Here is a 25,080-nt window from a genome sequence, read left to right as displayed (position 1 = left end):
ATGATGACGAAAGTCAATGAAATTGTTTGACTTTAGTTTTGACCCTGCATACGGTTGCTGCCACGCCGCGAGCAGGGGGAGCGACCATGCCGCACACCGCACCACCCAAGGCCGTCGTGCTCGGGATAGACGGGGGCAGCCTCGACCTGATCGAGCCACTGGTGGCCGAGGGCGCGCTGCCGGTGCTCCGGCGGCTGCTCGCCGACAGCGCGCACGGCCCGACCACCACGACCTGGCCCGCGCACACCGCGCCCGGCTGGAGCACGTTCGCCACCGCGCGCCGCCCCGGCGGCCACGGCATCTACCAGTTCTTCGACACCCAGGACCCCGGCTACGGGGACCGCCTGGTCGGCACCGGCGACTACGGATGCGACACCGGCTGGGAGTGGTTCGCCCGGCAGGGCTGGAGCGTCGGCCTGGTGAACGTGCCGATGTCCCACCCGCCCCGCGACGTCCCCGGCTACCAGCTGACCTGGCCGCTGGCGCGGACCCTGCGCTACAGCCGACCGCCCGGCCTGCTCGGCGAACTGGCGCGGGCGGGGGCCGGCTTCAGGGCCGACATCGCCGCGATGTTCCAGGGCGACCTGTCCTACGCCGAGTTCGCCGTCGAGCACGTGAGGGCCCGCGGCCGGACGATCCAGTACCTGCTGCGCGAACACCCGGTCGACGTCCTCATGGCGGTCGTCACCGAGATCGACCGCGTCTGCCATCACTACTGGCACTTCGCCGACGCCTGCCACGACCGCCACACGGTCCCCGACCACAAGGAGTGGGCCGACGCGATCCGCGCCACCTACATCGCGATCGACGAGGTGTTCGGCGAGATCCTCGACGTGGTGGGCGATGCGACGCCCGTCCTGCTGCTGTCGGACCACGGGTTCGGACCCGGCCGCCACAACCTCGCCGTCAACGCCGTGCTCGCCGAGGCCGGACTGCTCGCCACCCGCCCCGCCGCCGCGTCGCCCGCCGCCGGCGACGGCCTCGCGCCCTGGTTCCGGGCCGACGGCCGCGAGGTGGACTTCACCCGCACCCGTGCCTACATGCCGACGCCCGGCTGCTACGCCGTCAACGTCAACCGCGCGGGCCGCCAGCGCGACGGCTTCGTGACCGACCCCGCTCCCGTGCTCGCCGAGGTCGCCGACCTGCTGCTCGGGCTGCGCGCTCCCGACACCGGCGAGGCCGTCTTCGCCGCCGCCCTGCCGCGCGAGGACGCCTACCCGGGCCCGATGACCCGCACGGCCCCCGACCTCCTGCTCGTCCCCGCCGACGAGGGCGTGCTCGCGAGCCCCGCGATCACGGGCCCCCTGTGGCGGCCGAGCGAACAGACCGGCATGCACCGCTACCTGGGGATGTGGGCACTGCGCGGGCGCAGCCTCCCACCCGGCCGGCGCGGCACGCCCGTCGCCCTCGCCGACCTGATGCCCACCCTGCTCACGGAGGCCGGACTCCGCTTCCCGGCCGACGTCCACGGCCGCCCGGTGCAGTGGGAGGGCTCGGACGAGGGCCGCTCCTTCCTCGCCCCCGAGCCGACCGCTCCCACCGCCCCCGCGCCCGGCGGACAGGCGCGGCTCAGCGAGGAGGACCTGACCGCCAAGGCGCTCGGCGCCATGGGCTACCTGTGACGACATCCGGCCCCCTGAAGCCGGCTCACACCCCTACGGAGAGCTGATGAACGACACCAAGGACCGTCTGCGCCGCGTGATGGTGGAATCGCTGCGGCTCGACCTCGCCCCCGAGGCGATACCCGACACCGACCTGCGCAACAAGGTCGGCATCGACTCGGTGATGGGCCTGGAGTTCCTCATCTGGGTGGAGAACGAGTTCGGCATCCAGATCAAGGACGAGGACCTCAGCGTCCACCTGGTCGACTCGCTCGACACGCTCGCCGCCTACGTGGACGAGCGGGTGGCCGAGACCGCCGTCGCCCGGGACTGACGGACGGGAGGCGACGAGCATGAGCTGTCCGGTGGTCATCACTGGTATGGGCGCGGTCACCGTGTTCGGCGACGGCTGCCCCGCGCTGTTCGACGCGCTGCGCGCGGGCGAGTCGGGCCTGCACGCGCTGCGCGGCATCGCGGTCGCGCGCGGCAAGGACCGCTCGGCCCAGATCGAGGACCCGCGGCGTGCGGGCACCTGGCGGCTGTCCGGCATGGCCGTGGACGCCGCCCGGGAGGCGCTGGAGCAGGCGGGCGGACCCGCCCGGGGCGTCACCGGCCTCTACGTGGGCACGACCGGCGGCGAGAACCGGGCGCTGGAGGACCGCTGGGACGACTTCCTGGCCGCCCGCCGGGCGCTGGAGAGCGGCGCCGACCCGGGGATGGACGACGAACTCGCCGAGGCGATGGTGCGGTTCCCGATCGGAGTGCTCGCCGACGTGCTGGCGCACCGGCTCGACATCGCGGGACCCCGCTACGTGGCGACGAACGCCTGCGCGTCCGGGACGATCGCGACCGCGACGGCCCTGCTGGCGCTGCGTCAGGGCACCGTGGACCGGGCCGTCGTGGTCGGCGCCGACCATCTGAAGGCGACCTCCTACTGGGGCGCCGAGCGCGCCGGGTTCGTGGGCCACGACCTGCGCCCCTTCCACGCCGACCGGGACGGCAGCGTCCTCGGCGACGGGGCCGGGGCCCTGGTGCTGGAGCGCGCCGCCGACGTGGCGGCCCGCGGCGGCACACCGCTGGCCCGGCTCGCGGGCTGGGCCGTCACCTGCGACGACAACCCGCACGCGATCATCCCCCCGGAGGACGGCGCGTCCAACGCCGAGGCGGTCCGGCTGGCCCTGGCCGACGCGGGGCTCACCCCGCAGGAGATCGACTACTTCAACGCGCACGGCACCGGGACCCCGCTGATCGACCGCCTGGAGACCGCCTCGGCACGGCTGGTGTTCGGCGAGCGGGCGGGCCAGGTCCCGATCAGCAGCACCAAGTCGCTCGTCGGACACCTGGCCGCCGCGTCCCCGATCATCGAGGCGATCGCCACCGTGTACTGCCTGCGCGAGCAGTGGGTGCACCCGACCGCGAAGCTGGACCGGATCGATCCCGCGCTCACCCTCGACTACGTCCCGCTACGCGGACGCCCCCAGCGGATCCGCGCGGCGGTGTCCAACTCCCTGGGCGGCGGCGGCACCAACGCCGTCCTCGCGCTGTGCCGCGAGGACCACGCCCCGGCCGGCGACAGCGCCGCACAGCCGGTCCCCGACGTGGTGGTGACCGGAACCGGCGCGGTCAGCAGGCTCGGTGACGGGCCCGGCGCCCTGGAGGCCGCCTACGGCCCCAACACGGCGCCCGAACGGCAGCGCCCGTTCTCGGTCCTCGACCACATCGACCGTTCGCAGGGCTACCACTACCTCAGCCGCTGCGCGCAGCTCGGCTTCGGCGCGGCGGCGCAGGCGCTGGCGGACGCGGGAGTCGCCGTGCCGCTGCCCGCCGAGGGGCCGCTCACCGGACGCCGGGTGGCGGTCGTGATGGGCACCGCCGTCGGCGGGCTGAGCGCGATGGCCGAGACCCTGTGCCCGCATCTGTCGACCGACCCGACGCGGATCACCCCGTCGATGTCCCTGGACCACGGGCCGCAGCTCGCCGCGACCCTGGTGTGCCGGGCCGCCGGCATCACCGGTCCGATGATCACCCTGATCAGTGGGCCGATCGCCGCGTTGCAGGCGGTCGAGATCGGCCGGGCGCTGCTGGCGGCCGACGTCTGCGACCTGGTGGTCGCGGGCGGCGCCGACGCGGGCGACGTCCCGATGCGCGCCACGGCGCGGCTGCTGGCCCGCCGCCGGGGACGCGCGGCCCTCGAACCGGTGGACAGCGCGGCCTGTGTGGTGCTGGAGCGCCCCGCCGGCGCGCGCGAGCGCGGCGCCACCGTGCGCGCGGTCGTCACCGGCGCCGCGAGCTGGTCGGAGCCGCTGGCGCCGGACCGGACCGACGCGGCGGCCGGCGCGCTGGCCCGCTGTCTGACGGCCGTCGGCACCGGCAGCGTGGACCAGCCGCATCTGTCGTACCACCTGGGCGGCGGCAACCTGTCGGACACCGGCGAGGTGAAGCTGATCGCCTCCGGGTTCCGGGCGGAGGCGCTCGGCGGCGCACAGGCCGCGGGCCCGCTGCTGGCCGCCGTCGCGGCGGTCGCCCGGGTCACCGTCGAACCCGGGGCCGCCGCGATCGTGTCCGCCGTCGCGCCGGGCGGCTCGGCCGCCGCGCTGCGCCTGGCCAGCCCCGACGGGAGGCACCTGTGAGCGGCCGTGCCCGGGCGATCGCCCTGATCACCGAGGGAGCCTGCCCCGAACTGATCGACCGGTGGGGCCCCGAGCACCTGCCCCATCTGCACCGGCTGCGCACGCTCGGCGCGAGCGGCCCGCTGCGCTCGGACTTCGTGCCCTACGAGGCCCCCGGGCTGTTCAGCGCGTTCACCGGGTACGCGCCCGACGAGCACGGCTGCTTCTCGTACTGGGACGTGCACGCCCCCGACTACCGGCCCATCGTGCTCGACGGGTCCGCGAGCCGCCGCCCGTTCCTGTGGCGGCGGCCCGAACTGAAGGACCACCGCGTCGCGTTGGTGAACCTGTTCGGCACGCACCCGGTGGAGCCGGTGGACGGGTACTGCGTCGGCTATCCGATGCGGGCCACCGTGCACGCCTGCCACCCCCGCGACCTGCCGGTGCTGCTGGCCCGCGAGGGCGTACGGCCGGTGCACGACGTCACCGTGTGGTTCACCGGCGGCCCCAAGGACCCCTTCGTCAGCGCTGTCCTGAACGCCGACCGGCAGCGCGCGGACGCGGCCCTGGCCATGCTGGACGGCCGCATCGGGCCGCGTCCGGACCTGACCGTCCTCAACCTCACCGCGATCGACCGGCTCTCCCACGTCTACTGGCAGGAGACCGAGCCGGGCAGTCCCGTCCCCGAGGCCGACCAGGCGGTGCTGCGCGCCTACCGGCTCGCCGACCAGGTGCTGGGCGAACTGCTGCGGCGGCTCGACGACCGCACCAGCCTGCTGGCCTTCTCCGAGATCGGCTTCGGGCCCCTGCGCTCCTACCGCTCCGTCAACGACGCGTTGACCGGGGCCGGGCTGCTGACCCTCGGCGCGGACGGCATGCCCGACTGGTCCCGCACCGTCGCCTTCGAGGCGGTGCAGGGCGCGCAGGGCGTCAACCTCAACCTCACCGGCCGCTACCGGCAGGGCACCGTACGCCCCGCCGACCGCGCGAGCGTGCTGGCCGAGGTCGCCGCCGTCCTGGAGGACCACGTCAACCCGGCGACCGGCACCCCGCTGCTCGCCCGTGCCGTCCCCCGGGAGGAACTGCACACGGGCCCGGCCGCCGACGCCGCCCCCGACCTCGTGCTCGACCCGGCCGACTGGCGGTACCTGCCGCTGGGCGACCCGTTCTGGTCGGGCCGCACCAACCGCGTGCTGCAGAGCGGCTGGCACCGGCGCGACTCCTACTGGGCCGGGGCGGGCGCGGCGTTCACCGCCCAGGGCGGCGGACCCGCCCGCCCGCTGGACATCGCGCCGACCCTGCTCGCGATGCTCGGCCTGGACGCCGCCCCCGACCTGCCCGGCACGACCCTGACCGAGGCCACGCCGCGCCCCGCCCCCGCACCGGCGGGTGCGCCATGACCGAGACCTTCCTCCCCCTGGCGGTGACGCTCGACACCGACGGCGGCGCCTGTGTCGCGGGCCTGGACGCGGACGGCCGCTGGATACGCCCCGAGCCGGTGACGGCCGACGAGGTCGGACCCGAGGGCCCCTACGCGTTCTTCCGGCCCGTCCGCCTCGGCCTCGGCCCGAGCACCGAGCCCGACGCCCGCCCCGAGGACCGCGCCGTCCGCACCCCGCCCCGGCCCGCCGGTGAGGCCCTCGGCGCCGCCGCACGCGCACGCCTGCTGAGGGACAGCGCCGACGCCGGCGTGGAGGCGGCGTTCGCGGGCGAGCGCAGCGCCGGACTGGTGGCGGTCCAGGTGCGCCGGCTGTACGGGCGGCCCTCCACCGGGGGCCGCTCGTTCCTGCGGATGGAGTTCACCGACGCCTCCGGCGCGGAGCACGACTGGATCGTCCGGGACCGGCGGCTGGTCCGCCGCTTCCCGGCGCCGCATCAGGACCCGCCGCCCGACCTGGCGGGCCCCTGCTTCCTGTCCATCGGCCTGACCAAGCCGAACGGCCGCTTCCCCGGCCGGTTCCGGGGCTGCCACCCCCTGGTGGTGGGGGTCCTCTCCGGGGACTTCTCCGGGGTCCTTTCCGAGGTGCTTTCCGAGAGGGGTGATGCGGGTGCCTTCGGCGCTGCGCGACCTTGAGAACGAGACGGTGCAGGTGCTGCGCGAAGTGCGCGGCCGGTTCACCAACCCGGCCCTGCTGTGGTCGATGGGCAAGGACTCGACGACCCTGATGTGGCTGGTCCGCAAGGCGTTCTTCGGGGAGGTCCCCTTCCCCGTCATCCACATCGACACCTCCTACAAGTTCCGGCAGATGTACGAGTTCCGCGACCACTGGGCGCGGGAGTGGGGCCTGGACCTGCGGGTGCACCGCAACGAGGAGGCGCTCGCCGCCGGGATGGGCCCGAAGGCCGGCACCAAGCTCGCATGCTGCACCGCCCTGAAGACCAACGCCCTGCAGCAGGCCATCGAGGCCGGCGGACACGACGCGGTGCTCCTCGGTATCCGCGGCGACGAGCACGGGGTGCGCGCCAAGGAGCGGGTCTTCAGCCCCAGGGACCGCTCCTTCGGCTGGGACTTCCACCACCAGCCCGCCGAGTTCTGGGACCTCAGGCAGACCGCCGTGGACGAGGGCGGGCACATGCGCGTCCACCCGATGCTGCCCTGGCGGGAGACCGACATCTGGGAGTACGTCCTCCAGGAGGACATCCCCGTCCCCGACCTGTACTTCGCCGACAACGGCCTGCGGTACCGGTCGATCGGCTGCGAGTGCTGCTGCTCGCCGGTGCGCAGCGACGCCGGGACGGTCACCGACATCGTCATCGAGGTCCGCGGCTCCCGCGAGGGCGAGCGCGCGGGCCGGGCGCAGGACAAGGAAGACGCGGCGGCGATGGAGAAGCTCCGCGCCCTCGGATACATGTGAGGCGGCACCAGTGACCCGTTCCGTACTGCCCGAAGGGGGAGCGGCCCCCCAGGCCGCCCCCCGCGACACCGACACCCTGCGGGTGGCGTTCGTGGGAGAGGTGGACCACGGCAAGTCCACCCTGCTCGGCCGTCTCCTGCTGGACACCGGCAGCGTCACCTCCGACCGGCTGACCGTGCCCGTGGAGGACGGCGGGCTGGCGTTCCTGCTCGACGGGCTGACCGAGGAACGCGCCGGACTGTTCACCCTCGACACCGCCAGCGCCGTCCTGGAGACCGAGGACCGCAGGTACGTCCTGACCGATGTGCCCGGGCACGCCGGACTGCTCGTCAACATGGCCACCGGGGCCTCCCGCGCCGAGGCCGCCGTGATCGTGGTGGACTGGCGCGAGCGCGCCGCCGAGCAGACCCGGCGGCACATGCGGGTCCTCGCGCTGCTGGGTGTCACCGCCGTCGTCTGCGCCGTCACCAAGATGGACCTGGCCGACTGGCGGGAGAAGGAGTTCCGGGCCGCCGTCGACCAGGTCGCCGCGCTCGCCGACGAGATCGGGCTCACCCTGGTCGCCGCCGTCCCGGTCAGCGCGATCACCGGCGACAACATCACCGTTCCCACCGCCCGGTCGCCCTGGTACCCCGGGCAGCCCCTGCTCGGCACGCTCGCCGGGCTCGCCCCCTGGGCCGACGGCGGCGCGCCGCCCCGGGTGGAGACCCAGGACACCGTCGGCGGCCGGGTGCTGGCCCGGGTGCTCAGCGGTGAACTGCGCACCGGGGACCGGCTCGTGGCGTCCGGCGAGGACGCCCGCACCGTCCTGCGCATCGAACGCTTCGGCCGGCCGCCCCAGGAGAGCGCCGCCGCCGGGGACAACATCGGACTGCTCCTGTCCGGCCCGCCCTGCGCGCCCGGAACCATCCTCGCGCCCGGCGACCGAAGGCCCCTGCGCGGCGACCGCTGGCGGGTGCACGTGCTGTGCACCGCCGAGGACGGCTTCGCCGAGGGCGCCCGCTGCGTCCTGCGCCGCGCCGGCGCCGACCTGACCGGCACGATCGCCCGGGTGGAACGCCACTGGGACAGCTCCCGGCCCGCCCCGCACACCCCCACCCCCGGCCCGGTCCGCTTCAGCGAGGTCGCCGAACTGACCCTCCGCCTCGACGCCCCCGCCGACGGCGACGACGTACGGGTGTGCGCGCCGCTGGGCCGCTTCATGCTCACCGACGGCGCCGCCCGCGTCCTGGGCCTCGGCATCGTCGACGCGATCGCGGGGGAGGAGGGGCGATGAGCGCGATGGTGATCGGGCTGGACGGTGTGCCGTACTGGCTGCTGCGCGACCTGGCACGGCAGGGCGTCATGCCGAAGACCGCCGGACTGCTGGCCGAGGGCAGCCTGCGCGCGATGAGCGCGCCCGTCCCGGAGATCAGCTCCACCTCCTGGGCCAGCTTCCTCACCGGGACCGACCCCGGCACACACGGCATCTACGGATTCGTCGACCTCAGGCCCGGCACCTACCGCACCTACTTCCCCCACTACGGCGACCTGAAGGCCCCGCCCCTGTGGGACGCGGTCGACCGCGCCGGCGGCCGCAGCGTGATCATGAACGTGCCGAGCACCTATCCCGCGCCGCCCCTGCGCGGCACCCTGGTGTCCGGGTTCGTGGCCCCCGACTTCGACCGCGCCGTCCATCCGCCCTCCCTGCGCGCCCCGTTGCGCGCGATGGACTACCAGCTCGACGTCGAGGTCGGCGACGTGTCGGGCGACCCGGACGGCTTCCTGGACCGGGTGGACGCCGCCCTCGCCGCCCGCCGCGCCGCGTTCGCCCATGTCCTGGCCGACGGCTGGGACCTCGCGGTGTGCGTGATCACCGAGACCGACCGCGTCCACCACTTCCTGTGGAGCTCGCTCACCGACCCCTCCGCCCGGCTGCACGGCCGCATCCTCGACTTCTACCGGGCGGTCGACGAGGCCGTCGCGGAGCTCGCGGACCGCGCCGGGGACGGCGGCCTGTTCATCGCCAGCGACCACGGGTTCGGGCCCGCGCACACCCAGTTCTATCTGAACGCCTGGCTCCGGCAGGCCGGCTACCTCGCGCTGCCCTCGGACGCGGCGTCGCTGGAGGAGATCGACGAGCGCACCCGGGCGTTCGCCCTGGACCCCGGCCGCGTCTACCTCAACACCCGGGACCGCTTCCCGCGCGGCGGGGCGGCCGTCGACCCCGCCGAACTCGGCGAGCGGCTGCTCTCCCTGCGGCTGACCGAGGACGGCCGCGTCACCGAGGGCGGCGACGGGCAGCCGGTCGTCGCCGAGGTGCTGTCCGGGCCGCGGATCTACTCCGGGCCGTGCGCGGGCGACGCCCCCGACCTCGTCGTGATGCCGGCGCCCGGCGTGCAGATCCGCGGCGCGTGGGCCACCGACCGGCTCACCGGTGACGCCCCGCTGACCGGCACCCACACCCGGCCCGACGCCACCTTCTGGTGCCGGGGCGACCACGGCACGGAGCCCCTGCACATGCGGGACGTGGCGCCGACCGTCCTGGCCGCCGCGGGCATCGCCCCGCCGCCCGGGACCGAGGGCCGCGACATACGGGTCACCAGGCCGCGAGGCGAGGAGGACGTCCCATGCTGACCCCTGGGAAGAAGCTCGAACTGGAGCCCCGGGAGAAGCCGGGGCACTTCGAGATAGCGCTCGACCCGAGGATCACCGACCCGGCCGCGTTCCGGGTGAGCTTCGTGATCCTGCTGGACGGCGACCTGGTGATGTCCCCCGAGCACCTCGGCGTCGCCTACATGGCCGCCACCCTGCGCGCCGCGGGCTTCTCCTGCGAGATCCGCGAGGCCGAACACGGCCGCCACCGGCAGACCGTGGACGCCATCGCCGCCTACGCACCCCACCTGGTGTGCTTCACGCTGATGAGCCTGAACGTGCCGAGCTGCGTCGAGTTCTGCGCGGCCCTGCGGAAGGAACTGCCCGAGGTGCCCATCGCCTGCGGCGGGCCCGCCGGGACGTTCACCGGCACGGACGTCCTGCGCGCCAACCCGTACGCCGACATCGTCGCCGTCGGCGAGGGCGAGCCCATCGTCCTCGACCTGGCGCAGCGGCTCGCGCTCGGCCAGGGCCTCGCCGACTGCCCCGGCATCGCCTACCGCGACCGGGACGGCGAGCCCCGCCAGAACCCCGCCCGGCCCCTCGTGCACAACCTGGAGGCGCTGCCGTATCCGGCCCGCGACCAGCTCGTCGCCCACGGCAACAAGCTGGAGTACGTCCGGGTCAGCACCAGTCGCGGCTGCGTCGCCCGCTGCACCTTCTGCTCGGCCCCCAACCTCGGCAACCGGGTCCAGGCGGGCAAGGCGTGGCGCGCGGTGGGCCCCGAGCACGTGCTGGACGAGGTCGAGCAGCTGGTGCGCGACCACCGGTTCCGCACCTTCGACTTCATCGACTCCACCTTCGAGGACCCCGACGGCGGCCGGGTCGGCAAGAAGCGGGTCCGCGCCATCGCCGAGGGCATCCTGGAGCGCGGGCTCGACATCTACTACAACGTCTGCATGCGGGCCGAGAACTGGGCCGACACGGCCGGGGACCGCGACCTGCTCGACCTGCTCGTCCGCAGCGGCCTGGAGAAGGTCAACGTCGGCATCGAGTCCGGTGTCCCCGACGAACTCCTGCTGTGGGAGAAGCGCGCCACCGTCGAGGACAACATCACCATCATCCGGCTGCTGCGCGAACACGGCATCTACCTGGCCATGGGGTTCATCCCGTTCCACCCCTACGCGACCGTCGAGACCCTGATCGAGAACGCCCGCTTCCTGCGGGAGCACGCCGGGCACAACCTGCGCCGCCTCACCGAGCGGCTGGAGGTGTACCCGGGCACGTCCATCGCCCGCAGGCTCGAGGACGACGGGCTGCTCGGCGACCGCTACCACGACAGCCTCGACCCCTACGACTACCGCTACGGCGACGAGCGGGTCCAACGGCTCGCCGTGCACTTCGCCTCGCTGTACAACAACGAGGACTACCACCGGCGCGGCGTGCTCACCGACCAGTCGGCGGTGTTCGAGTTCGAGACGTTCAACGTGGTCGTGCAGACCTTCGTCTCCCGGCTCTACCGCCGCTTCCACCGCCTTCCGGGAGCGGTCGAGATCCTGCAGGACTTCAAGGACTTCCTGCACGACACCCGCCAGGACATGGGGCGGCGCAACCACGAGTTCTTCATGGAGAACCTGGACGACGTCCTCGGCGACCGGCTCGACCCCGCCAAGCGGCTGCGTCAACTTGAGGACATCGAGGGCAGGTTCCGGTCCCGCATCGACCTCATCCGCGGCGAGCAGCTCCGCGTCGGGATGCGGCTGCACCGGATCGGCGCGGACGTCACCGCCATCAGCTCCACCCTGCCGCCGGTCACCCCCGGCGGCGCCCCCCGCTCCTACAACGGGGGTGCCCCCACGTGGTGACCCCCCTGGACGGCGATGTCGCGGTGTGCACCCTGCGCGCGCACACGCTGCCCGCGCGGCTGACCGGGCATCCCAGGGTGGCGGTCGCGGGACCCCTGGTAACCGCCAACCTGGGGATCGAGGAGGTCGTACGGGGCACGCTCGCCCGCCCCGCGGTCCGGCACCTGGTGGTGTGCGGGCCGGACTCCCGGATGTTCCACGCCGGCCAGAGCCTGCTCGCGCTGGCCGCGCACGGCACCGCGCCGGACGGCACCATCATCGGGGCGCACGGCCACCGGGCCCGGCTGCCGAACCTGCTCCCGTCCGTGGTCGCCGCCTTCCGCCGCCGGATCGCCGTGCACGACCTGCGCGGACAGGACGACCCGGCCGCCCTGCTGGCCGCCATCGACGCCCTGCCCCGGCGGCCGGCCGAGGGCGAGGACGTGCCCGCGGAGGAACTGGCCGCCAGCGAACCCCGGTTGGTGCGGCTGACCGCCGCCGGCCGGGTCCGGCCCATCGCCTCGGCGGGGGCCGGCTGCTTCGTCGTGCTGCTGGACCGCCCGGCGGGCCGGATCGTGCTGCGGCACTACGCCGACGACCTGGCGAGCGGGCACGAACTGCGCAGTCACAGCGCGACCGCGCTCGTCCTCGCCGCGGTCGCGCACGGACTGACCGGCGACCCCGCGCACGCGGGCTACCTGGGCGGCGAACTGGCCAAGGCCGAGACCGCCCTGAGGCTGGGCCTCCCCTACACCCAGGACCGCCCCCTCACCGCCCCGGCCGACGACCCGGAAGACGACCCGTCCGGGCCCGGGCCTCGGGATCCGGCCGCCGGGGCTCGGGATCCGGTCTTTTCCCGCCACGATCGGGTTGCGTTCGCGCCTTGCCCTGCCCCCTCCCCGCACGATCTGGTTCCTTCCCCTCATCGGAAAGCACCATGACCCAGAACCCCCGAGGGAGTAGCCCTGTGACCGCCGAATCGACAACGGCCGCCCCGGACGCGGCGGCCCCGAGCCTCAGGCGCCGGCTGCTGGTGTTCGGCGGCATCCTGCTCGGGATGCTGCTGCCCACGCTCGATCAGTCCATCGTCGCGGCGGCCCTGCCGAGCGTCGTCCACGACCTGGGCGGGATCGAGCACTTCGCCTGGGTGTTCACCGGGTACGGGCTGACGCTGAGCATCACCACCGTCATCGGCGGAAAGCTCGGCGACCTGTTCGGCCACCGGGTGGTGTTCCTCAGCGGCATCCTGGTGTTCATCGCCGGATCGATGCTGTGCGGCCTGGCCGGGGACATGCCCCAGATGATCGCCTTCCGGGTGGTGCAGGGGATCGGCGGCGGCGCCCTCGTCGTCGCCTCCTTCTCCCTCATCGGCCAGCTCTTCGACCCCGCCGAGCGGGCCAAGTACGCCGGCTACTCCACCAGCGTGTTCGCCGTCGCCAGTGTCGCGGGCCCGCTGGCCGGCGGTGTCGTCACCGAGGTGGCCGGCTGGCGCTGGGCGTTCTACGTCAACCTGCCCCTCGGCCTGGTCACCCTCGCCCTGGTGGCGTTCCTGCTGCCGCGCTCGGCCACCCGGGCCCGGCCGAGGATCGACTACGCGGGCGCGGCCCTGCTGGCGGCCCTGTCGGCCTGCGTCGCCCTGCTGGCGGGGCGCGCCGGCAGCCTGGACGCGGTGCTGTCCGCGCCCGGCATCGCGCTGATCGCCGCCGTCGTGGTGATCGTCCCGGTGTGGATCCTGGTGGAACGGCGCGCGGCCGAACCGATGATCCCGCTCTCCCTGTTCGGCAACTCCACCTTCGTCCTGTCGAACGCGATCACCATGCTCGCCGGGTTCGCGATCCTCGCCACCGTCAACTTCCTGCCGCTGTTCCTCCAGGCCGCCTCGGGCGCCTCGGCCCTCATGTCCGGCCTGGTCCTCATCCCGATGATGTTCGGCCTGGTGGTCTCCTCCACCCTCGTCGGCCGCAGGATCGCCGAGACCAGGAGGTACCGCTGGTTCCCGCCGGCCAGCATGGCCGTCGCCGCGACGGCGTCGTACCTGCTGTCCACCATGGACGCGGGCACCCCCTGGCTGGTCGTGGTGGCCTACTCGGTGCTGCTGGGCATCGGCTCCGGCCTGTCGATGCAGGTGTTCGTGGTGGCCGTGCAGGGCTGCGCGCCCCCTGCCCAGATCGGGGCCGCGACCGCCACGGTCACCTATGCGCGCCTGGTCGGGGCCTCGTTCGGGGTCTCGGCGTTCGGCGCGGTGTTCTCGGCCCGGCTGGCCACCGAACTGCCCCGCCACGTACCCGGCGCCGAGACCGGGACCATGACGAACCTGACCGCCGCGGCGCTCGACAAGCTCCCCGCCGACCTGCGGCACGGCTTCACCGAGGCGTACGCCGACTCGCTGGGCACCGTCTTCTTCGTCGCGGTGCCCGTCCTGCTGCTGGCTCTCGTACTGTCACTCGCGATGCGCGACCGCGCACTCGGTGCGTGAGGGAGTCAGGAGCAGCCGTATGGAAAGCGATCTGAGGGAGATCCCCGGCGTCGGCAAGGCCGTCGAGGGCGACCTGCACCGCATGGGCATCCACCGCGTCGGGGAACTCGTGGGCCAGGACCCCGAGGAGCTGTACGACCGGCTGATGCTGGAACAGGGCTCCTACGTCGACCGCTGCATGCTCTACGTCTTCCGGTGCGCCGTCTACTACGCCGAGGGCGGGCGGGAACCGGACAAGCTGCGTTGGTGGAACTGGAAGGACCTGAGGGAACGATGACCGCGACATCGGCTGTGCCCGCCCTCCCGGTGGGTGCCCTGTTCAGCCAGACCCGCCGGGAGTTCGCGTCCTGGTACGCGCGGCTGTGGGGACCTCTCGGGGCGCTCGCCACGGGCGTCTCCCGGCCCCGCCCCGGGGAGCGGGTCCTGGACGCCTGCTGCGGCTCGGGTGCCTCGGCCGTGCCCGCCGCCCGCGCCGTCGGCCCGGGCGGCCGCGTCGACGCCGTCGACATGGCCGACGCCCTGCTGGAGCAGGGCCGGGCCGAGGCGGACCGGCTGGGCCTCGATCACCTGCGCTTCCACTGCGGGGACGCCACCGCCTGGCGCGCGGTGGCTCCCTACGACCTCGTCCAGTGCTGCTACGGCGTGTTCTTCTTCCCCGACATGGACGCCGGCACCCGGCATCTGGTGGACCTGCTGCGGCCCGGTGGACGCATCACCGTCAGCACCTGGGTCGGTGGCGGCATGGACCGGATGGTCCGCCGCGCGCGCGAGGCCGCCGGCGCCGTCCGCCCCCTGCCGTCGCCCCCGGCCGCCCCCGACCCGCGCACCCGGGTCGACTCGCCCGACGGGCTCGCCGCCTGGCTGGGCTCCCTCGGCCTCCGGGACGTCGCGGTCCACCAGGTGGACTACCGCATACCGCTGCTCGACGACGACGCCTGGATGTTCCTGCTCGGCGCGGCACCCCGCCGCTTCGTGCTCGGCATGGACGAGGCCCAGCTCCACCGCGTGCGGGAGCACCTGTACGCGGACCTCGACGCCGCCGGCCACTCCCATCTGGACGCCAGCAGCCTCATCGCCGTCGGCGTCCGGTCGACGTGAGAGCCGTGGACCCGAGCGGCAGCGCCCACCCGGCCTACACGATCGGCCTGATCGGGGCGGGCATCCAGGGGTCGCTGAGCCCGCTGCTGCACACGCGCGCGGCGGCCCGGCACGGGCTGCGCTGCCACTACCGCCTCCTGGACCTGAAGGAGCCGGGCACGGCCGGCGCGCCGGAACTGGTGGCGCGGGCCCGCGCGGAGGGACTGCGGGGGGTGGGGGTCACCCACCCGTGCAAGCAGTCCGTCCTGCCGGTCCTGGACCGGCTCTCGCCCGAGGCCGAGGCGATCGGCGCGGTCAACACCATCGTGTTCGACGCACAGGGTGCGACCGGCCACAACACCGACGGAACCGGCTTCATGGCGAGCCTGCGGCACGGTCTGCCCGGCGCCCGGCTGGACCGGGTCGCGGTGCTCGGTGCCGGAGGCGCGGGCGCGGCGGTGGCCCACGCGCTGCTCGCCGGTGGAGCCCGCCGGCTGACCGTGCTCGACGCGGACCCGGCGCCGGCCGGCCGCCTCGCCGCCCGCCTGAGTGCCGGGTTCGGCGGCGACCGCGTCCGCGACGCGCCGCTCACGACGCTCGCGGCGGTCCTGGAGCGGGCGACCGGCCTGGTGAACGCCACTCCCGTCGGCATGCCCGGATCGCCCGGCTGCCCGGTGCCGGCGCGGCTCCTGCGCCCCGGCCTGTGGGTCGCCGACCTGGTCTACCGCCCGGCCGAGACCGAACTGCTCTCCCTCGCGGGCAAGGCGGGTTGCCCCACTCTGCCCGGTGGCGGCATGCTGGTCTTCCAGGCCGTCGAGGGGTTCCGTCTCTTCACCGGGATCCGCCCCGACGCGCGGCGCATGCTGGCCGATCTCGCCACCGCTGTGTGACGTCGCGCCGCAACCGGGGAGGGCTCGCACCGTGACACCCGACGACATCACCCGACACTGCCTGGCCCTGCCCGGCACGGCCGAGGACTTCCCCTTCGGCGACGTGCCGGCCGTCTACCGCGTCGGCGGCAGGATCTTCGCGCTGCTGAGCGAGGGCGCTGTTCCGCCCCGCGTCAGCGTGAAGCTGCCGCCCGACGACGTCGTCGCGTTGCGGGCCCAGTACCCGGACACCGTGCTGCCGGGCTACCACCTCAACAAGCGGCACTGGGTCACCGTGCTGCTGGGCGCGGACCTGGAAGCCGACGAGGTGGGGGAGTTGCTGGAGCAGTCCTACGAACTCGTCGTGTCGTCCCTGCCCCGCCGGCTGCGTCCCGTCGAGCCCTCCGCCTGAGGGCCCCTACTCGCCCCATCGCGCGTAGATCACCGGCTGCTCCCGGAAGGGGAGTTGCCGCAGTGCCAGATCGCCGAGGCCGAGGGTCTCGCGGATCGCGGCGGTCACCCCGGGCCACCGGGGATGCCCGAGTTCGTCGAAGGCGAGGATGCTGCCCTTGACGAGGTGGGGGCGGATCGCCTCCAGCACCTCACGGGTCGGCTCGTAGAGATCGAGGTCGAAGAAGGCCATGCCGATGACCGTCTCGGGGTTCTCCTCCAGGTAGCGCGGGACGGTCTCCGCGACGTCGCCCTGGACCACGAAGGTCCGCTGGACGTGGGGGATCGGGTCGCCGGCCTCGTGCGCGGCGAGCACCTCCCGCAGATGGTCCACCTCGTCCTCGGGCACGGCGAACCGGCCGAGGGCGGCGCTCGGGCTCACCTTGTCGATCGCGGAGAGGTGGGGAAAGCCGGTGAACGTGTCGAAGCCGATGATCCGGCGGAAGGAGTTGTACGGCTCGTGCAGGGCGCGCAGCGCGGTCAGGGTCGCGAGATGGCGTCCGTGCAGCACACCGAACTCCATGATCACACCGGGGACCTCGGGCAGCATCCGGTACAGCGCGTCCATCGTCAGCAGATCGGCGAGCTGATGGCGCCGCAGATAGACCGGGAGGTTGTCGATCAGGTACACGGGCGGGATCGGGGTCTGTGTCAGCAGTTTCGTGAGGCGCTCCCGCACCTCCTTCTCCTGCTCCGACTCGTGGGGCAGCAACCGCGGGTCCTTGTGCCCGGCATCGGACATGCGGACTTCCTCTCTGCGTGGTGGGGGCGGGGGCGGCTCAGGAGTTCCACGCCTCGGGCGCGGCGCCCCCCCTGCCCGTGGGCGGGAACAGGGCGTCGAGCCGGACCAGTTCCGGCTCGGTCAGGGACAGCTCCAGCGCGTCGAGCGCGCCGTCCACGTGCTCCGGGGTGCGGGGTCCGATGACCAGCGCGGTCACTCCCGGGCGGGACAGCACCCAGGCGAGGGCGACCTGCGCGGGGTCGCGGCCGATCTCGTCGCAGAACCGCTCGTACGCCACGACGGTCTCGCGCCGGTCCTTCAGCGCGGTCAGCGCGCGGCCCTGCGCCGACTTGACCGCACGGCCCTCGGCCAGCTTGCGGACCGCGCCGCCGAGCAGCCCGCCGTGCAGGGGTGACCAGACCAGCACCCCGATGCCGTAGGCGCGCGCCGCGGGCAGCACCTCCAGTTCGGCGTACCGGGTCGCCAGGTTGTACACGCACTGCTCGGAGGCGAGGCCGAGGAAGTGCCGGCTCCTGGCCGCCTCCTGTGCGGCGGCCAGGTTCCAGCCCGCGAAGTTCGACGAGCCGACGTAGCGGACCTTGCCCTGGCCGACCAGCTGCTCCATGGCCTGCCACACCTCCTCCCAGCCGACCGCGTGGTCCACGCGGTGCATCTGGTAGAGGTCGATCCAGTCGGTGCGCATCCTGCGCAGCGAGGCCTCGCAGGAGGCGATGATGTGCCGCGCGGACAGGCCCCGGTCGTTGGGTCCCGGGCCCATCTCGTTGCCGACCTTGGTGGCCAGGACGACCTCGTCGCGGCGCGCCGGCCGGCCGGCCAGCCACCGGCCGATGGACTCCTCCGTGTAGCCCTTGTGGACGCGCCAGCCGTACACGTCCGCGGTGTCGACGAGGTTGATGCCACGGGCCAGCGCGTGGTCCATGAGCCGGTGGGACTCCGGTTCGTCCACCCGGCCTCCGAAGTTCACGGTGCCCAGGGCGAGTCGGCCGATCCTCAGGCCGGTGCGGCCCAGGTGCGCGGAGAGTTCCATGAAGGCCATCCCTAAGTGGGGTGCCGGACAGGGTCCGGCCGGGGGTCGGCGACCGCGCCGTCCGCGGCGTAGGCGCCGAGGTACGTGTCCAGTACGCGCCGGTGGTAGTCCTCCTCGCCGGTCCGGGCGATCTCCGGGACGAGGCGGTGCAGCCGGGCGGTGGACACCGCGCCGCTGACCTCGCCGTCGACGTACGTGCGCGCGGCCCTGGTCCCGAGCCGTGCCTCGATGTGGTCCACGAGCGACTCGATGGGCACCGCGCGCCCGGAGGCGACGTTGACGACGGTACGGTTCACCCCGGTCTCCAGCAGCCGGTCCAGCACCGTGACCACGTCGGCCACGTCGATGAGGTCCCGCCGCGCGCCCCGGTGGAGCCGCACCCTGCCGGAGCGGACCTGCCGCACCATGGCGGGCACCAGCAGATGCCCCGGCTGCCCGGGACCGACGACATGCGCGAGCCGCAGCACCAGATGGTCGACACCGGACGCGGCCAGCACCGCTTCCAGCGCCAGGTTGTGCCGGCCGTAGGCGGTCGAGGGGAAGACCGGTCCGTCCTCCCGGCCCGCCTGCCCGGGCAGCGCGTACATGGCCGGCGACGCCGTGGAGAAGAACACCAGTGTCCTGCGCCGCCGTTCGCAGTCCCGCAGCAGTTCGTACAGACGTACGGCCTCCCTGGTGAACTCGGCCTCGGGGACGCCCGAGGCGTACGACACCCCGAAGGCGGCGGCCACCGCGTGGGGATGGGAGGCGGCCAGCGGAGCGAGAGCGCCGGCCAGGAAGCCGCTTCCGATGATCTCCACTGGTCTCCCTCCCCGCGGTCGACCCCACGATACCGTCCAGTTGACTTTAGTCAACAGGGCTCGGATACTGGCACGCCGACCGTGGTCCGTGATCGCGGGGCCGCCGCGGGGGAGGGGAAGCTGCCGTGACCGAGCATCACCGTGAACTGGCGGGCACGCGCGTCCTGTTCGTGCTCTGGGACGGCGGGGGCAACGTCGGGACGTCGCTGCTGTTCGTCCGCGACCTGGTCGCCCGGGGCGCCGCGGTCACGGTACTGGGCAATCCGTCCGTCGAGCAGCGGGCCGCGGCCGCCGGGGCCGCCTTCCGCCCGTTCCGCCACTCCCCGCTCCACGACCCCCGCACGCCCGGGGGCGACCTGCTGAGGATCCAGGAGGCCACGTCCCCCTCGGAGGCCGCACGGCTGATCAGGGACCGGGTGATGTTCGGGCCCGCGTCGCCGATGTGCCAGGACGTCACCGAGGCGGCCCGGGAGGCGGGCACGCACGTGGTGGTGGCGGACTACGTGCTGCCCGGCGCCCTGGTGGCCGCCGAGCACCTCGGACTGCCCCGGATCGTGTTCATGAACGCCGTCTATCCGCTGTCCGTCGGCGAGTCCCCGCACGAGGCGATGCGCAACGGGCCCTTCGTGCCGCTGTTCGAGCGCATGATCAAGGAGGCGCTCCCGGACCTGAACGAGGTGCGGGCACGCTGGGGGCTCGCACCGCTGGACGCGACGAGGGAGCAGTACACGCGGGCGGACCGGTGCATGGTGGCGACCCATCCGGTGGCGGACCCGGCGGCGGACTCGGTCCCCGGACGCGTCCGGTACGTGGGCCCGGGCTTCGCCCCGCCCGAGCGGCGGCCGGGGCGGGCGGGGCAGCCGGGGCAGGCGGACGCGCCCCGTCGTGTCCTGGTCAGCCTGTCGACCACCCGGCACTCCGCCCAGCCCGGCCTGGTGCGGTCCCTCCTGGAGGCCGCCGACGAGGTCGACGCCGAGTTCCACTTCCTCGGCGGGATCGTCCCCGACGAACGGCTGCCGCCCCGGGTGCGCGCGTCCGGCTATCTGCCCCTCGGCGAACTGCTCCCGCGCACCGACGTCCTGGTGACGCTCGGCGGGCACGGCACGTTCGTCAGGGGGCTGGCCTTCGGAGTGCCCATGCTGCTGGCCCCCTTCGAGCAGGACGCGTTCAACAACGCCCGCCGGGCGCAGCACCTGGGCGTGGGGCGCCAGACCCGCCTGGACGCCCCCGCCGACGCCCTCGCCCGGGAGCTGCGGCTCCTGCTCGCGGACGACGCGTACCGGCTGGCGGCGGGCGAGATCCAGGACCGGATCCGCCGCGAGCACCGTCCGGCGGCCGCCGCCTCGGTGATCGCGGAACTGGTCGGCTGAGGGCTGTCAGGTCGTTCCTGGTGCGGTTCAGTTCAGGAAGCAGCTCGGTGAGACCGCGCCGTCCGCGTCGGTCGCGGCCCGGTCGCCCGTCCCGCTCACCGCCCGGCCCCCGCCGTCCTCCCGCGCGGGCAGACCGGAGGCCTTGCGGCTGTCGTAGTCGCCCGGACCGTAGAGGAGGAGCACGGGCGCCCCGTCGGGATCGGCGTTCTGCACCCTCGTCCGGATCCGCTCCAGCTCACCCGCGACGACCTCCTCGCGGCGGCGCGGTGAGGAGGAGCGCCGCACCCGCGCTCCGAGGTCCGCCAGGAAGCGCCGGCGCGCCAGGGTGTCGGGGGTGGAGCTGACGAGCGTGGAGGTGCTGCCGTCCGTCACGGACGCCCAGTGGGTCAGGGGCCTGGGCGCCCAGGACTCCGGCCGCAGCTGGGGCAGCAGTGCCGTGACCAGCTCGCCCGCCGACCAGTTCATCCGATGGATCTTGTGGTTGCCCGGGTCGCGGGTGTTGAGGACGCTGAGCGTGAGGACGCCGCCGCCGTCCGCGGGCCCCGGAGCGTGGGCGAGCATCGCCAGCATCCGCCCGATCGCGGTCACCTCGCATATGTAGGCGCCGTCCTCGTTGGTCAGCGGAACGGCCTCGGGGCCGGTCTGGATGCGCCCGCGCCCGTCGAGCGGGGACAGGTCGGCGAAGTGCTGCCCGATCGACAGGGTGTTCGGCGTCGCGCACAGCACCTGGCCCATCCCGGCGACGGGTTGGGACTCGTCCCGGCGCCGGAGCGGGACGCACCCGGTCCGAAGGAACAGGTCGACCAGCCGCCCGGTGGGCACCGACGGCATGACCGGGCGCACCTCGCTGCGCAGCCGGTCCACGAACCGGTCCCCGAGTCTGCGGTAGTTCAGGGAGAAGTCGAACGCGAGCCGCCCGCCCACCGCGTGGTGGAGCTCCAGTGCGGCGGGGGGCAGGAAGCGCTCGGGGTGCGCGGTGATCCGGGAGTGGACCCGCCGCGCCGCCGCGCGTCCGATGCCGTGGACCATCTTGCCGTCGAAGACCGACAGCGAGAACGTGACCGCCCCCGCTCCGCGTCCCGGTCGCGCGCGCAGCCGCTCGGCCAGGGCCGAGGCGAACCGCAGGTCCGACTCGCCCTCCGTGCTGAGCCGCTCGGGCGGCGACAGCAGGGTGCGTTCGCTGAGGGGGTCGTAGGTCCCCGACCCGAACCAGGCCTCGGTCCCGTCGGAGCAGAGCGGGATCCCCACGGTGACGACGCAGGACCAGCCGGCGGCGACCGCGTCCGCGAGCGCCTCGGCGGTCGCCTCGGGATCTCGCCGCGGGTCGCTCGGGGGGATCGGATCGACCGCGGTGGCCGCCGCCTCCGGTTCCTGCTCCGACATGCCTGCTTCCTCCCTGCACCGTGGCCGACATCGAGAGGCCGCCTTCCGGATCGCCGACGACGTGGGCAGGCGGGTGTGGTGACTCTAGGTGCATCATTGACTAAAGTCAAGCAGTTCGGTAGTGGATGCCTGGAGACTGTCGGTTGACAATTACTATAGTTATCCAGTCCCCTGGTGTCCGACCCGACCCGGGAGGTCCGCCGATGACCGCGCTGCCGCATCCGAGAGCGGACGATGTGCTGGGTGAGGCGCCGGGCGGGCCGCCCGCCCGCTCGCTCACGGCGGCCGCGCCACTCGGCGCGTTCGAGGCCTGGCTCGCCGAACGCCGCGCCGCGCACACCTTCCGTGTCGAGCGCGTGCCGTTCTCCGCGCTGGACCAGTGGTCCACCGATCCGGTGACGGGCGACATCGGGCACCGCAGCGGCCGGTTCTTCACCGTGGAGGGGCTGCGGGTCACCGTGGACGGCCGGTCGCACGAGCAGCCGGTCATCCGCCAGCCCGAGGTGGGCGTCCTGGGCATCCTGACCCGGACGGTCGACGGGGTCCCGCACTTCCTGATGCAGGCCAAGATGGAGCCGGGCAACCCCGGGCTGCTCCAGCTCTCCCCCACCGTCCAGGCCACCCGCAGCAACTACACCGGCGTGCACGGCGGTCAGGCGGTGCGCTATCTGGACCACTTCCGGCGGCCGGGCCCCGGCCGGGTGATCGCCGATGTGCTCCAGTCGGAGAACGGCTGCTGGTTCCTGCGCAAGCACAACCGGAACATGATCGTCCAGGTGGACGCGGAGGTGGAACCGCACCCCGACTTCCACTGGCTGACGCTGGGCCAGCTCGGCCGGCTGCTGCGCCGGGACAACCTGGTCAACATGGACGCGCGCAGCGTGCTCGCCTGCCTGCCCCCGGCCGACGGCCCGGGCGGTGCGGCCGGGGGCGCCGGTCCCCGCTGCTCCGACACGGGGCTGCGGTCGTGGTTCACCGCGGAACTCGCGCGGCGCGACACGCGGATCCAGTCCCTCCCACTGGCGCGACTGGCCGACTGGCGATGGGAGGAGGGGGTACTGCGGCACCGGGACGGACGCTATTTCAGCATCGTCGGTGTCCGCGTGGAGGCGGCGAGCCGCGAGGTGGCGCGCTGGTCGCAGCCGCTGCTGCGCCCGCACGGCCGGGCGCTCGCGGCGTTCCTCATGCGGCGCATCGACGGGACCCCGCATCTGCTGGCGCGCGCGTCGGTGGAGGCCGGGCTGGTGCACGGCACGGAGATCGGGCCGACCGTGCAGCACATCCCCGGCGACTGCGCGGGCCCGGACCGGCAGCCGTTCCTGGACCTGGTGCGCGACCCCGATCCCGCCCGGGTCCGCTACGACGCCGTGCACGCGGACGAGGGCGGGCGGTTCCAGCACTCCCAGTGCCGGTACCTGGTCGTCGAGACCGACGACGACCAGGCGCCGCTGGACCCGCCGCCCGGCCATGTCTGGCTGACACCGGGCCAGTTGGCCGCCCTCGCCCAGCACCGGTCCTACGTCAACGTCCAGGCGCGGACCCTGCTGGCATGCCTGAACCTGGGTGCGGTCACTCCTGCTTGAAGTGCGGGTTGAAGATGAGGCCGACCAGGTCGCCGGACGGGTTGCGCACCACCGCGACCTCGATACCGCCGCCGACCTCGCGGCACGGCGAGTGGGACTGGCAGCCGGCGGCGAGCAACTGGTCCTCGGCCTCGGACACGTCGGCCACGCCCCAGTAGACGATCGGGCCCTCCTCCGGGTCGCCGTCGGGGTCGAGGGCGAGCTCGTAGCCACTGACGTCGTAGCCGACGTAGAAGGGCTCGTCGAAATAGGGCTCATAACCGAGGACGGAGTTCCACCAGAGCTTCGCGGCATCGAGATCGCGCGCCGGGTAGATAACCGTTCGAAGACCCAGGAACTTCACACTCACGAGCAAACTCCTTCGCTTGTTTCAGTCGCGCTGTATTTCGGCGTAGCGCACGCTAGCGCACAACGGCTGAGTCACGGTAGCGCGTCGGGCGTAGGGCTGTCGGGCCCGCGGCCGGCGCTACCGGAAGGTAATCGTCGGCGTGCCGGGAAATGGCGTAATCCCGATCATCGCGGGCCTCGGTGATCATTTTATTGATCGTTTCCGTGTTCGACAACAATGTCTTGACACAGGTGTTTGGGTACTAAATACTCGCTGCGGAGGCTACGGGGGAGGCTGCCATTCGCACTCTGGACGAGTTGGTGCGTGCCAGGAAGATTCTGGCCATGATCGATGCCGCGGACGAGTTAGGGCTGCTCGCGGAACTCGCGCGAGAGCCTCTGAGTCTGGCCGAGGCCGCCGACCGGGCCGCGATGGACCCGGCAATATTACATCCTTTCTTCACGGTTCTTGCCTGGAACGGAATTCTTACCGGAATCGACGACCGCTGGGCGCTGAATGAGGCGCTGGGGGCCGAGGTGGCGAGTGGGGCACTCCCTCTGCTGCGGATCGAGAAATGGGCCGCTCGGGATCATCTGAACGGGAGCGGGATCGTCGCCGCCCTGCGCGGACACCGCAGCCCGCCGGAGATCGACGACCGCTATGTGGGCGCGCTCGCCGAGGCCATGCTGCGCGGCGCGCGGGCCAGTGCCCCGTACGTGGCGCGGTTGCCGCTGTGGCGCGACCGCGTCCATCTGGCCGACCTGGCGGGCGGCAGCGGGGGGTACGCGATCCTGCTGTGCCGGATGTTCCCGCGGCTGAGGGCGACGGTGTACGACCGCCCCGAGATGCTGGAGCACACCGCCGGCGCGGTGGCCGAGGCCGGTCTGGAGAAGCGGATCGCGCTGGAGCCCTGGGACCTGCGCGGCGACCCCGTTCCCGAGGGGCACGACTGCGCGCTGCTGTCCCACGTCCTGCATCTGCTCGACGCCGCGGCGCGGGCGGGGCTGCTGGGCCGGGTCCGCGACGCGCTCGCGGACGGCGACCCGGTCGTGGTGCACGACTTCGTCCCCGGCACCGCCGAGGGCGCGCCGTCGCCGCAGGAGGCCGCGTCCGCGATCGACTGGCTCGCCAACGGATCGGGCTTCCTGCCGGGCCCGGACGAACTCGGTGCCGAACTGGCGGGCGCGGGAATGTCCGTGCGAGGGATCACGCCGATCGCGGCCACCCGCACCACCCTGGTGTCCGCGGCCTGCGCGCCCCTGCCCCAGGGCTCGCGTGCGGGCGACCCGGTGGTGCGGAGGACCCGATCGTGAGCGACGGCACGCACGCCCTCCAGGCCCGCCGGGACGGCCAGGCCCAGGCCGCCGCCGACTCGCCGGACGACTGTCTGGAAAGACTGCTGCGCTCCCTGGACGAGAGCGGACCCGAGCCGCGCCCGTGCGACGGGTACGCCGTGTGCGGCGACTGGCCCTGGTGAGGGGTGTCATGGGGA

Annotated in this window: 24 protein-coding genes; 19 read left to right on the top strand and 5 right to left on the bottom strand. The window is 73.6% G+C overall.

The window, feature by feature from the left end; genetic code table 11:
• Nucleotides 1-86 precede the first annotated feature (86 nt).
• Genes AB0C59_RS15045 through AB0C59_RS14975 form a run of 15 tightly spaced genes read left to right on the top strand, consistent with a single transcriptional unit; the run spans nucleotide 87 to nucleotide 16,317 of the window.
• Nucleotides 87-1,622 (top strand): alkaline phosphatase family protein, encoded by a 1,536-nt coding sequence (locus tag AB0C59_RS15045; RefSeq protein WP_363004437.1) that lies wholly within the window; start codon nucleotides 87-89, stop codon nucleotides 1,620-1,622.
• 46 nt (nucleotides 1,623-1,668) lie between these two features.
• The gene (locus AB0C59_RS15040; protein ID WP_363004435.1) at nucleotides 1,669-1,935 is read left to right on the top strand and encodes an acyl carrier protein; all 267 of its coding nucleotides are present in this window, start codon (nucleotides 1,669-1,671) and stop codon (nucleotides 1,933-1,935) included.
• Nucleotides 1,936-1,954: 19 nt separating this feature from the next.
• A complete protein-coding gene (locus AB0C59_RS15035) occupies nucleotides 1,955-4,231 on the top strand; it encodes a beta-ketoacyl-[acyl-carrier-protein] synthase family protein (RefSeq protein WP_363004433.1) in 2,277 nt (758 codons plus the stop codon).
• On the top strand, nucleotides 4,228-5,610 hold the full coding sequence (locus AB0C59_RS15030) for an alkaline phosphatase family protein (protein WP_363004431.1): 1,383 nt from the start codon (nucleotides 4,228-4,230) through the stop codon (nucleotides 5,608-5,610). The genes AB0C59_RS15035 and AB0C59_RS15030 overlap by 4 nt, the downstream gene beginning before the upstream one ends.
• Nucleotides 5,607-6,284, top strand: a complete 678-nt coding sequence (locus AB0C59_RS15025) for a hypothetical protein (RefSeq protein ID WP_363004429.1) — start codon at nucleotides 5,607-5,609, stop codon at nucleotides 6,282-6,284. Before AB0C59_RS15030 ends, AB0C59_RS15025 begins: the two co-directional genes overlap by 4 nt.
• Entirely contained in the window at nucleotides 6,253-7,065 is an 813-nt protein-coding gene (gene cysD, locus AB0C59_RS15020) for a sulfate adenylyltransferase subunit CysD (RefSeq protein ID WP_363004427.1), read from the top strand. The genes AB0C59_RS15025 and cysD overlap by 32 nt, the downstream gene beginning before the upstream one ends.
• Before the next feature lie 10 nt (nucleotides 7,066-7,075).
• The gene (locus tag AB0C59_RS15015) at nucleotides 7,076-8,341 is read left to right on the top strand and encodes a GTP-binding protein (RefSeq protein ID WP_363004425.1); all 1,266 of its coding nucleotides are present in this window, start codon (nucleotides 7,076-7,078) and stop codon (nucleotides 8,339-8,341) included.
• On the top strand, nucleotides 8,338-9,681 hold the full coding sequence (locus AB0C59_RS15010; RefSeq protein ID WP_363004423.1) for an alkaline phosphatase family protein: 1,344 nt from the start codon (nucleotides 8,338-8,340) through the stop codon (nucleotides 9,679-9,681). The genes AB0C59_RS15015 and AB0C59_RS15010 overlap by 4 nt, the downstream gene beginning before the upstream one ends.
• Complete coding sequence (locus AB0C59_RS15005) at nucleotides 9,675-11,504, top strand: cobalamin-dependent protein (RefSeq protein WP_363004421.1); 1,830 nt, start codon at nucleotides 9,675-9,677, stop codon at nucleotides 11,502-11,504. Before AB0C59_RS15010 ends, AB0C59_RS15005 begins: the two co-directional genes overlap by 7 nt.
• The gene (locus tag AB0C59_RS15000) at nucleotides 11,498-12,424 is read left to right on the top strand and encodes a hypothetical protein (protein WP_363004419.1); all 927 of its coding nucleotides are present in this window, start codon (nucleotides 11,498-11,500) and stop codon (nucleotides 12,422-12,424) included. Before AB0C59_RS15005 ends, AB0C59_RS15000 begins: the two co-directional genes overlap by 7 nt.
• A gap of 26 nt (nucleotides 12,425-12,450) precedes the next feature.
• A complete protein-coding gene (locus AB0C59_RS14995; RefSeq protein WP_363004417.1) occupies nucleotides 12,451-13,959 on the top strand; it encodes an MDR family MFS transporter in 1,509 nt (502 codons plus the stop codon).
• Nucleotides 13,960-13,978: 19 nt separating this feature from the next.
• Complete coding sequence (locus tag AB0C59_RS14990; protein WP_363004415.1) at nucleotides 13,979-14,236, top strand: helix-hairpin-helix domain-containing protein; 258 nt, start codon at nucleotides 13,979-13,981, stop codon at nucleotides 14,234-14,236.
• The gene (locus tag AB0C59_RS14985; protein WP_363004413.1) at nucleotides 14,233-15,057 is read left to right on the top strand and encodes a class I SAM-dependent methyltransferase; all 825 of its coding nucleotides are present in this window, start codon (nucleotides 14,233-14,235) and stop codon (nucleotides 15,055-15,057) included. The genes AB0C59_RS14990 and AB0C59_RS14985 overlap by 4 nt, the downstream gene beginning before the upstream one ends.
• A complete protein-coding gene (locus AB0C59_RS14980) occupies nucleotides 15,054-15,926 on the top strand; it encodes a shikimate dehydrogenase (protein WP_363004411.1) in 873 nt (290 codons plus the stop codon). The genes AB0C59_RS14985 and AB0C59_RS14980 overlap by 4 nt, the downstream gene beginning before the upstream one ends.
• 31 nt (nucleotides 15,927-15,957) lie before the next feature.
• Nucleotides 15,958-16,317 carry an MmcQ/YjbR family DNA-binding protein gene (locus AB0C59_RS14975; protein WP_363004409.1) on the top strand — a complete coding sequence of 120 codons (360 nt, stop codon included), beginning with the start codon at nucleotides 15,958-15,960 and terminating at the stop codon, nucleotides 16,315-16,317.
• Nucleotides 16,318-16,323: 6 nt separating this feature from the next.
• Here AB0C59_RS14975 and AB0C59_RS14970 read toward each other — a convergent pair whose 3' ends face one another.
• The 3 genes from AB0C59_RS14970 to AB0C59_RS14960 are packed head-to-tail and all read right to left on the bottom strand — an operon-like array spanning nucleotide 16,324 to nucleotide 18,924.
• The gene (locus AB0C59_RS14970) at nucleotides 16,324-17,097 is read right to left on the bottom strand and encodes a class I SAM-dependent methyltransferase (RefSeq protein WP_363004407.1); all 774 of its coding nucleotides are present in this window, start codon (nucleotides 17,095-17,097) and stop codon (nucleotides 16,324-16,326) included.
• Nucleotides 17,098-17,134: 37 nt separating this feature from the next.
• Complete coding sequence (locus AB0C59_RS14965) at nucleotides 17,135-18,124, bottom strand: aldo/keto reductase (protein ID WP_363004405.1); 990 nt, start codon at nucleotides 18,122-18,124, stop codon at nucleotides 17,135-17,137.
• An 11-nt stretch (nucleotides 18,125-18,135) separates the two neighbouring features.
• On the bottom strand, nucleotides 18,136-18,924 hold the full coding sequence (locus AB0C59_RS14960) for an NAD-dependent epimerase/dehydratase family protein (RefSeq protein WP_363004403.1): 789 nt from the start codon (nucleotides 18,922-18,924) through the stop codon (nucleotides 18,136-18,138).
• 125 nt (nucleotides 18,925-19,049) lie between these two features.
• Here AB0C59_RS14960 and AB0C59_RS14955 point away from each other — a divergent pair, with 125 nt between their 5' ends.
• A complete protein-coding gene (locus AB0C59_RS14955) occupies nucleotides 19,050-20,294 on the top strand; it encodes a nucleotide disphospho-sugar-binding domain-containing protein (RefSeq protein ID WP_363004401.1) in 1,245 nt (414 codons plus the stop codon).
• Nucleotides 20,295-20,321: 27 nt separating this feature from the next.
• On the opposite strand, the gene AB0C59_RS14950 is transcribed toward AB0C59_RS14955, so the two are convergent.
• Nucleotides 20,322-21,677 (bottom strand): hypothetical protein, encoded by a 1,356-nt coding sequence (locus AB0C59_RS14950; RefSeq protein ID WP_363004399.1) that lies wholly within the window; start codon nucleotides 21,675-21,677, stop codon nucleotides 20,322-20,324.
• A gap of 203 nt (nucleotides 21,678-21,880) precedes the next feature.
• Here AB0C59_RS14950 and AB0C59_RS14945 point away from each other — a divergent pair, with 203 nt between their 5' ends.
• Nucleotides 21,881-23,260 carry an NDP-hexose 2,3-dehydratase family protein gene (locus tag AB0C59_RS14945; protein WP_363004397.1) on the top strand — a complete coding sequence of 460 codons (1,380 nt, stop codon included), beginning with the start codon at nucleotides 21,881-21,883 and terminating at the stop codon, nucleotides 23,258-23,260.
• Here the strand turns inward: AB0C59_RS14945 and AB0C59_RS14940 are convergent.
• On the bottom strand, nucleotides 23,247-23,609 hold the full coding sequence (locus AB0C59_RS14940; RefSeq protein WP_363004395.1) for a glyoxalase: 363 nt from the start codon (nucleotides 23,607-23,609) through the stop codon (nucleotides 23,247-23,249). The two genes, AB0C59_RS14945 and AB0C59_RS14940, sit on opposite strands and share 14 nt — an antisense overlap.
• 323 nt (nucleotides 23,610-23,932) lie before the next feature.
• Here AB0C59_RS14940 and AB0C59_RS14935 point away from each other — a divergent pair, with 323 nt between their 5' ends.
• Both AB0C59_RS14935 and AB0C59_RS14930 read left to right on the top strand, forming a co-directional pair.
• Complete coding sequence (locus AB0C59_RS14935) at nucleotides 23,933-24,901, top strand: methyltransferase (RefSeq protein WP_363004393.1); 969 nt, start codon at nucleotides 23,933-23,935, stop codon at nucleotides 24,899-24,901.
• Nucleotides 24,898-25,065, top strand: coding sequence for a hypothetical protein (locus AB0C59_RS14930; RefSeq protein ID WP_363004391.1), 168 nt, complete (start codon nucleotides 24,898-24,900; stop codon nucleotides 25,063-25,065). Before AB0C59_RS14935 ends, AB0C59_RS14930 begins: the two co-directional genes overlap by 4 nt.
• The last annotated feature ends 15 nt before the right edge of the window (nucleotides 25,066-25,080 follow it).

The sequence above is a fragment of the Streptomyces sp. NPDC048664 genome (genome assembly GCF_040650555.1).
Classification (GTDB): Bacteria; Actinomycetota; Actinomycetes; order Streptomycetales; family Streptomycetaceae; genus Streptomyces.
This window is presented reverse-complemented; position numbering and strand designations above follow the sequence as displayed.